Here is an 8,764-nt window from a genome sequence, read left to right as displayed (position 1 = left end):
ATCGGCGAAAGCCATGTAGCAAATTCCTTTTGGGGTAGATGCCACCAGGATATTGCCGAAAGGAGTTTCGGCGTAACTAAAGTTGATAGATAAAGCCTTGCCGCCGTTCTTGTATTCGGCGGGGGTCATACCATCTATGTTTACAAAAAGGTCATGCAGGCGGCTGGTGCCCGATAAGCCGGTTTCAAGCGCGGCATCAAATAAGGTAGCCTGCTGATCTTTTAAGATACCTTTGGCGTAATCCAAACTTAAGTATTGAAGAAATTTCTTAGGGCTGATCCCGGCCCATTCGCTAAACATGCGCTGAAAATGAAAGGGGCTCAGGTTAACCTTTTCGGCAACCTCATCCAGGTTGGGCTGGGTTTTAAAGTTGGCTTTTATATAGGCAATGGCATCGGCAATGCGGCTATAGTTGATGTTGTTTTGTGTTTCCATGATCTGAATTTATAACACAAATGTATCGCGGCCATCGCAGGCAGAGAACCCGAAACTTGCGGAGTTAGACTAAATCCAGCAATTGCCGGGGTATCGCTGTTGCTAATTAAATAACCGACCTAAGAACTTACTTCAACTCATCCAGTACCTTGAACATTTTTGCGCGGATACCACTGCCGGGGCCGTTGTAATTGTTTACCATGATAGAAAAGCACAACTCACGGCCATGGCTGGTTTGGAAACCGGCGTAAGCCTGTACGCTATTGATGCTCCCGCTTTTCATGTGCATATCGTTGTAAACAGGCAGGCTGTCGTAAAAATCACCAAACCATTTTTCTTTTTTTGTTGATTGCAGGATGCGCGCCATGGTAAAGGTAGTTATCCTGTCCTGCGGAGAAAGGCCGCTGCCGTCAAATATGTTCATTGATTTTTTGTCGATACCGCGCTGCTCCCAAAACTCTTTAATAGCATCTACACCATTGCCGGTTACCGGCTGTTTTTTGTTATTCGCTGCAATGGTTACCAGTAGTTGCTCTGCATAAAGGTTTACACTCTTTTGGTTAAGCCAGTAAACAATCTTGCTCAGTTCGGGCGACAGGATTGTAGTAAGTGGTTTAGTTGCCTGTGGCACTGCTTGTCCTTTATCTGCCAGCATAATTGAGGATTGCGGCTCATTGCTTACGGTAATGCCTAAAGCTTTCAGCGTATCGGTTAAGCGGAGGGCGGCATCGTATGCAGGATCAGGAATGGCTGCCGAGATCCGTTTTTTGGTTTGATCTACCGCGTACGTTCCCCTTAGGTACATTATTTTACTATTAAAGCCGGGCAGGTAAGAGTAAGCCTGATCGCCGGTTTTGGGCGCTCCGTTAGTTACTTCGCTTTTGAATTGCAGGTAGGGCATAGCAGGAATAGTGCCCGCAACGCTTACCGGGCTGCCAACACCTGCAGTATTTAACGCAATATCAAATTGGTTTTCGCGCCAGCAAAGGCCGGCAATACCTGCACCATAATAAGTGCCCAGGTCTTGCCAGATCCATCCATCAGGAATAGACTGACCATTAAAGATCCCATTATCGCCAATAATGCGGCCTGTAATTTTTTTGATCCCTGCTTTTTTCAAAGCGGCCACCATAATGTTTAACACGACACCTTCTTTAGTTGCTGCGTAGCGCCAGCTGCCCAGGGTAGGGTCGCCGCCGCCTTTAATGATCACATCGCCGGTAAGTACACCGTCGTTGCTAATGTTACCGGTGTATCCCAACTGCGTTTGGTACTGGTAGTCTTTACCCAATACGTTGAAGGCGGTAATGCTGGTTACCGTCTTAAGTGTCGATCCGGGTGCCAGGCCTGCATTGGGGTTTGCAGCAAAAACCTGTTCGCCTGTTTTGGCATCCAGCACCGTTAACGATAAGGTGGCATATTGGCACTGTGCATCCTGCTGCAGCCGGTTGTAAGCCGCCTGGATTTTTTGCTGAAGGGTTTGGGCGTAAGCAAACCCAGGTAGTAATGCAAGGCTAATTAACCAGGCCCGCTTCATCAGTATTTTTAACATTTCGTTGTGATATATAATAGATAGGGATGCCTATCAACACGATGCCCAAGCCGTACTTAACGTAATTGCTTTTATAAACGCATAAAAGGATACAAAAAGTTACCCCCATTAAAATATACAACGCAGGGATAACCGGGTAGCCAAATCCTTTGTAAGGACGCTCGGCTTCGGGCCGTTTAGCCCGCAGAACGAAGATCCCCACAATGGTCAATACATAAAATACCACCACGACAAACGATATCATATCCAGCAAATCGCCGTACCGGCCGCTCAGGCATAGCACTGAAGCCACTATCGCCTGGATCCATAAGCCAAATTCGGGAACGGAATTTTTATTAAGTTCGCCGGTCTTTTTGAAAAAGACGCCATCCTTTGCCATTGTATAATATACCCTGGCACCGGCCAATATCAAACCATTGTTACAGCCAAAGGTCGAGATCATGATCATTACCGCGATGACCAATGTACCGATGTTGCCGAAAATTACACTTGAAGCAGCTACCGCCACGCGGTCCTTATCGGCAGTAGCGATATCATGCAGTGAAAGTACGCCGGTGTAAACTACGTTGGCCAATACATAAATAATGGTAACGATCATAGTGCCAAAAAACAGGCTTAGGGCTACATCGCGTTTAGGGTTGCGCATTTCGCCGGCTATAAAAGTTACGTTGTTCCAGGCATCACTACTAAAAATAGAGCCAACCATAGCTATCGCGATAGCCCCTAAAGCAGCATCAAGCGTGTAGCTGGTTTTAGATCCGTCGGCAGCCAGTTTGTGCATGTCCCAGGCGTTTGTCCAGTTAGCTGTCCAGATATCGCTTTTAAAAGCCAGGAAGCCAAAGATGATCAAACCAAACAAGCTCAGTAACTTGGTAAGCGTAAAGGTGGTTTGGATAACTTTACCGCCCTTCACCCCTTTAGTATTAATATAGGTAAGTAAAAATATTAGCACGATAGAAACTACCTGCGCAGCACTAATCTTTAAAAAGCCCTGCTGAAAAAGGATATTATCTTCGCTTACTGCAGGGATAAGGTACGCCGTAAATTTGGAAAAGGCTACCCCTACAGCGGCGATAGTACCGGTTTGTATCACCGCGAAAAAACTCCAGCCGTATAAAAAAGCCACCAGTTTGTTGTACGATTCTTTAAGATAGATGTACTGGCCGCCCGCCTTTGGGAACATGGCGCTCAGTTCGCCGTAGCTAAGGGCTGCGGTAAGTGTCATCAACCCGGTTATCACCCATACAGCTATGAGCCAACCGGCCGAGCCTACATTGCGGATGATATCCGCGCTTACTATAAATATACCAGAACCAATCATGGAGCCTGCCACCAGCATGGTGCCATCCAGCAGCCCCAGTTCGTGCTTCATTTTAGTTTGTTGAGGGTCGTTAGCCATTAAGGTTTAGTTTAAAGCGCATAAGTTAGGGATAATTATTATTATTGGTAATGAAATTTACCAAACTAAACATCGATTGGAATGCGGACCTAGGCGCACCGGAGGAGAAAATCTTTATAATTGATGATACAGTGGTTGTCGAATTTTTTCTAAACTGCTCTATTTATAAAAGATTTTCTGAAAATGATAGAGGTAAACTAACTTTCACAAAATGCCATAAATATTTTACCGGTGGCACAAACGATGAAGGATATTTTATGGGACAACACCGGTATAATGATGATGATTTACCCTGGGGTCAATTTTATAAACTGGAAACAGACTGGAATACCGAATTTGCCGCCGATGCTGTTTTATTGGGTGAGGTGGATGCTAATACTGAACTTAATCATTACTTGTTTTTCTTTAAAGATAGCACTTTTGAATGCGTTGCTGCCAGCTTTAAAGTTGAATTTATATTATCAAACATTTAATGTAGATAAACTTTATAATTGACATAGTATTGTAAATAAATTAATTTGCTAATTTGCGGAAACCAATTATTAAACGTTGCTTGTGTCTCTCAAAACCAGCAATTTATAAACTAACTAATTCATATGGATCTTTTGAACAATTACTTAATTTACCTGATCCCGGTGTTTGGCCTTGTAGGCATACTTGTGATGGCTGTAAAGTCGGCATGGGTTACCAAACAACCTACCGGCGATGAATCTATGAACCAGCTTGCGGGCTACATTGCAGATGGGGCAATGGCGTTTTTGCGGGCAGAGTGGAAAATCCTGAGCTACTTTGTGGTTGTTGCCGGTTTATTACTGGCTTACTCGGGCACCACGGTGGCAACATCCAGTCCGGTTATTGCCATTTCTTTTCTTATCGGCGCATTCCTGTCGGCATTTGCCGGTTACCTGGGCATGCGCATTGCAACCAAATCAAACGTACGTACAACCCAAGCTGCAAAAACCAGCCTGGCGCAGGCACTTAAGGTTTCGTTTACCGGCGGTACCGTAATGGGCTTGGGTGTGGCCGGTTTGGCCATTATTGGCCTGGGGTCGTTGTTTATCGTTTTTTATACCATGTATGTGAAAAATGTAGCCGGTGCAACCGTTAACGGTGAGGATATGGCCAAAGCGCTTGATGTGCTTGCCGGATTTTCGTTAGGTGCAGAGTCAATAGCTTTGTTTGCGCGTGTGGGTGGCGGTATATACACAAAAGCAGCCGATGTAGGCGCCGATCTGGTAGGTAAAGTAGAAGCCGGTATTCCTGAAGATGACGTACGTAACCCTGCTACCATTGCTGATAACGTTGGCGATAACGTGGGTGATGTGGCCGGTATGGGTGCCGATCTGTTTGGCTCGTATGTGGCTACTATGCTGGCGACGATGGTGCTGGGCCGCGAGATAGTATCGCATGATAATTTTGGTGGTATAGCACCGGTTTTACTGCCAATGGTAATTGCCGGTTTAGGCCTAATATTTTCTATCGTAGGTGCATCATTGGTGAAAATTAAAAACGAAACCGACAGCGTACAAAACGCGCTGAACATAGGTAATTGGGCATCTATTGTATTAACCGCCATTGCTACTTACTTTTTAGTTCAGTGGATGCTGCCGAATGATACCTTCCACATGGTGCGCGACGAGGATGCTAACGGTGCCATTAAAGCGGGTTCACTGTTATTTACCAAAAACGGAGTTTTCGGTTCTATCGTGGTGGGTTTGGTAGTGGGGACGCTGATGTCAATCATCACCGAATATTACACCGCCATGGGTAAACGACCGGTAATGAGCATTATCAGGCAATCGGCAACAGGGCATGCAACCAACATTATTGGCGGTTTGGCAGTTGGTATGGAATCAACCGTGTTGCCAATTTTAGTGCTGGCCGCCGGTATTTATGGTTCTTACTATTTTGCCGGTCTGTACGGTGTGGCTATCGCTGCTGCCGGTATGATGGCAACTACCGCTATGCAATTAGCTATCGACGCTTTTGGACCGATTGCTGATAACGCCGGTGGTATTGCCGAAATGAGCCGCCTGCCCGAAGAGGTACGCGGCCGTACAGATAATTTAGATGCTGTTGGTAATACTACTGCTGCAACAGGCAAGGGTTTCGCCATTGCATCGGCAGCGTTAACCTCACTGGCCTTATTTGCCGCCTTTGTAGGTGTTGCAGGTATCGAGCATATCGATATTTACAAAGCCAACGTGTTAGCAGGTTTATTTGTGGGCGGCATGATCCCGTTCATCTTTTCGGCCTTGTGTATTTCGGCAGTGGGCCGTGCCGCAATGGCGATGGTAGAAGAGGTGCGCCGCCAGTTTCGCGAAATTCCTGGTATCATGGAATACAAAGCCCGCCCGGAGTATGAAAAATGTGTAGAGATCTCGACCAAGGCTTCTATCCGTGAAATGATCGCGCCCGGATTAATTGCATTACTAACCCCTATCATTATTGGATTTGCCTTTGGCCCCGAAGTATTGGGTGGGTTGCTGGCCGGTGTTACCGTATCTGGTGTGCTGATGGGTATATTCCAGAGCAACGCCGGCGGTGCGTGGGACAACGCCAAAAAATCATTCGAAAAAGGGGTAGAGATCAATGGTGAAATCTATTACAAGAAATCTGAACCACATAAAGCGTCGGTAACAGGTGACACCGTAGGCGATCCGTTCAAGGATACCTCAGGTCCGTCGATGAATATTCTGATCAAACTGATGTCGATCGTTTCTCTCGTTATCGCGCCGCATTTAAACCACGCGGTTGATACCAATAAACATATCGAGAAGGAGATCAAAGTACAATCGATGAATGTGCATACCATCCAGGCGGAGAAAAAAGCGTAGTAACTTAAAATATATTTTAAAGCCCTCCGATAAATCGGAGGGCTTTTTCATTGAGGAAAGATTAAGCTACATTTTTGTTAAGTAACTTTATATATGAATAGAAAAAATGCGTGGAGCGCTATTTTATTATCCATCTTTCTGTATGCCTGTAAATCAGTAGAAAATAAAATGTTACCAGGAACTTATGCTTTTAGAGGAGAAAATTGGCCAGATACAATAAAAATCTTTAACAACAACACCTATGAACATTTTTCATACCAGGATGGGAAAAGACTCGTTAACAAAGGGAAATGGACTTTTAATACCCGACAGGTTACATTTAAAAATTTTACTTTTTTTAATGGCGGTGATGGCTTATGGATTTCGACTGTTGAATTATCTGCTGAAAATAAAGTAAAATTAATATATGCCAGTGATAGCGACATGTATTTTGAGCAGATTAACTGAATGGATAAAAAACTCACCTGTGCAATAGTCTATCTACTTTGCCTATACATATGATCTCTACCTGCCCAGACCTGCTCTATCTGGTAAAAATTGACGCGTACCTGCCCACTTCAGACTATCTGCTTTACTTCGCGCAGCCATGCTGCTCTTCGGAGGCGGGATAACGGGCATGATTTTGTTAAAAATAGCGAGTAAAAGCATGGGCTGGCCGATGATCTTAATGAACGTGATACTCACACCTTTGTTCATCTGGAGGGCTCTGCCATAGTAATGCAGGAAAGCTTACTATTCCTAAAAGGAGTGTTAACCCATGTTTTTCACAAGTAATTGATTATCAATTAATAAATCAAAAATTTCAAAAAAAGTGTAAACCTTTGTTAACCTTTTTCATCTTTTTTAGCCTGGAAATACTTACTTCATTTTGTTGATTATCGGGTTAATTTCAACAAGAAACTCATCCTTGCCATTCTATTATATTTCGATAGCCTACAGCAATCGAAGTTCTGTGTGACTCACACTTATATTACAATTTCCACAATTATAATTCTGTTTATTAACAACCTTACCGTTGTTACATTCTGCCCTTTATCTTTTCAATAAATTTAAGTACGTTTGGGAAACTGATTTACTATTAAACTGATCTTATTATTTAACACATGAAGGTATTTGTAAAAAAATCCATTGAACAGCTAACCTCTACGGTTGATGCGGAAGGCAGCCTGAAGCGAACGCTTGGAGCGGGTAGCTTAATTGCATTGGGTATAGGTGCTATTATCGGTGCCGGTTTATTTGTTAGGACTGCTGCGGCAGCTGGCGAGCACGCCGGGCCTGCGGTAACATTGTCATTTATTGTTGCAGCCATTGGTTGTGCGTTTGCCGGCCTTTGCTACGCAGAGTTCGCCTCTATCATCCCTATTGCAGGTAGCGCTTATACTTACGCTTATGCAACCATGGGCGAAATTGTTGCCTGGGTTATAGGCTGGGCGCTGATATTAGAATATGCGCTGGGTGCTGCCACTGTATCAATCAGCTGGAGCGAATATATCAACAAGCTCCTCGGCGGGACGATACCTTATGAGTGGTGCCATTCACCTTTAGAGTCTGTTATTCAAAATGGTACATCAGTACACGGTATAGCCAACTTGCCGGCGTTATTTATACTTGCATTGCTTTCATTGCTGTTAATTAAAGGCACACAAGAGTCTGCTACAGTTAACGGCGTCATTGTATTTATTAAGGTGGCAATCGTTTTGGTATTTATTGCCATAGGCTGGCAGTTCATCAATCCGGCTAACCATAGCCCTTACCTTATCCCTGCCAATGCGCCGGAAGTGGTATTGGCAAGCGGTAAAACTTACTCTTATTTACCCTTCTTTAATCATGGCTGGGGTGGTGTTGTAAGCGGAGCAGGTGTGGTTTTCTTTGCCTTCATCGGTTTCGATGCCGTATCGACTGCAGCACAGGAAGCTAAAAATCCAAAGCGAGATATGCCTATCGGTATATTAGGTTCATTAGTGGTTTGTACTATTTTGTATATTTTGTTCTCCTGGGTATTAACAGGTGTTTCTCCTTATCAGGATTTCATGAAATCGGGTAAAGAGGCATCAGTAGCTTATGCTATCAGTACTTACATGCACGGCTATGGCTGGTTATCAACCCTGGTTACAGTTGCTATCCTTGCCGGTTTCTCGTCAGTTATCCTGGTGATGTTGATGGGCCAGTCGAGGGTTTTCTACACCATGTCTACCGATGGTTTGTTACCAAAGATCTTTTCAGACCTTCATCCTAAGTTCCGCACACCTTACAAAAGCAATATCATCCTTTTTGTATTTGTCGGGTTATTTGCCGCGTTCATCCCGGGTAGTGTTGCAGGTGACCTGACATCGATAGGTACACTCTTCGCGTTTATCCTGGTGTGCGTTGGCGTAATGATCTTGCGTAAGAGCGATCCTAATTTGGTAAGGCCATTCAAAACACCATTAGTGCCGTTGGTGCCTATCTTAGGTATTATAGTTTGTGCCGGTATGATTGTAAGCTTACCTGCCGAAACTCAGGTTAGCGCGCTTATCTGGATGATTGCCGGTTTGGTGATTT

Annotated in this window: 7 protein-coding genes; 4 read left to right on the top strand and 3 right to left on the bottom strand. The window is 44.5% G+C overall.

Going from position 1 to position 8,764, the window contains the following annotated elements; genetic code table 11:
* The 3 genes from ACE5CV_RS18400 to ACE5CV_RS18390 form a co-directional block, all read right to left on the bottom strand.
* On the bottom strand, nucleotides 1-435 hold a 435-nt coding region (locus ACE5CV_RS18400; RefSeq protein WP_374951664.1), incomplete at its 3' end, for a helix-turn-helix domain-containing protein.
* A gap of 127 nt (nucleotides 436-562) precedes the next feature.
* Nucleotides 563-1,987 carry a D-alanyl-D-alanine carboxypeptidase/D-alanyl-D-alanine-endopeptidase gene (gene dacB, locus ACE5CV_RS18395; protein ID WP_374951663.1) on the bottom strand — a complete coding sequence of 475 codons (1,425 nt, stop codon included), beginning with the start codon at nucleotides 1,985-1,987 and terminating at the stop codon, nucleotides 563-565.
* Nucleotides 1,950-3,386 carry an APC family permease gene (locus tag ACE5CV_RS18390; protein ID WP_374951662.1) on the bottom strand — a complete coding sequence of 479 codons (1,437 nt, stop codon included), beginning with the start codon at nucleotides 3,384-3,386 and terminating at the stop codon, nucleotides 1,950-1,952. The genes dacB and ACE5CV_RS18390 overlap by 38 nt, the downstream gene beginning before the upstream one ends.
* Nucleotides 3,387-3,436: 50 nt before the next feature.
* Here ACE5CV_RS18390 and ACE5CV_RS18385 point away from each other — a divergent pair, with 50 nt between their 5' ends.
* From ACE5CV_RS18385 to ACE5CV_RS18370, 4 genes are all read left to right on the top strand, one after another.
* A complete protein-coding gene (locus ACE5CV_RS18385; protein ID WP_374951661.1) occupies nucleotides 3,437-3,859 on the top strand; it encodes a hypothetical protein in 423 nt (140 codons plus the stop codon).
* A gap of 123 nt (nucleotides 3,860-3,982) precedes the next feature.
* A complete protein-coding gene (locus ACE5CV_RS18380; protein WP_374951660.1) occupies nucleotides 3,983-6,223 on the top strand; it encodes a sodium-translocating pyrophosphatase in 2,241 nt (746 codons plus the stop codon).
* A 93-nt stretch (nucleotides 6,224-6,316) separates the two neighbouring features.
* The gene (locus tag ACE5CV_RS18375; protein ID WP_374951659.1) at nucleotides 6,317-6,670 is read left to right on the top strand and encodes a hypothetical protein; all 354 of its coding nucleotides are present in this window, start codon (nucleotides 6,317-6,319) and stop codon (nucleotides 6,668-6,670) included.
* Nucleotides 6,671-7,326: 656 nt separating this feature from the next.
* On the top strand, nucleotides 7,327-8,764 hold a 1,438-nt coding region (locus tag ACE5CV_RS18370), incomplete at its 3' end, for an amino acid permease (protein ID WP_374951658.1).

This window comes from Mucilaginibacter sp., assembly GCF_964263795.1.
Classification (GTDB): Bacteria; Bacteroidota; Bacteroidia; order Sphingobacteriales; family Sphingobacteriaceae; genus Mucilaginibacter.
The sequence above is the reverse complement of the archived record's forward strand: the minus strand, read 5'-3'. Positions and strand labels throughout refer to the sequence as shown.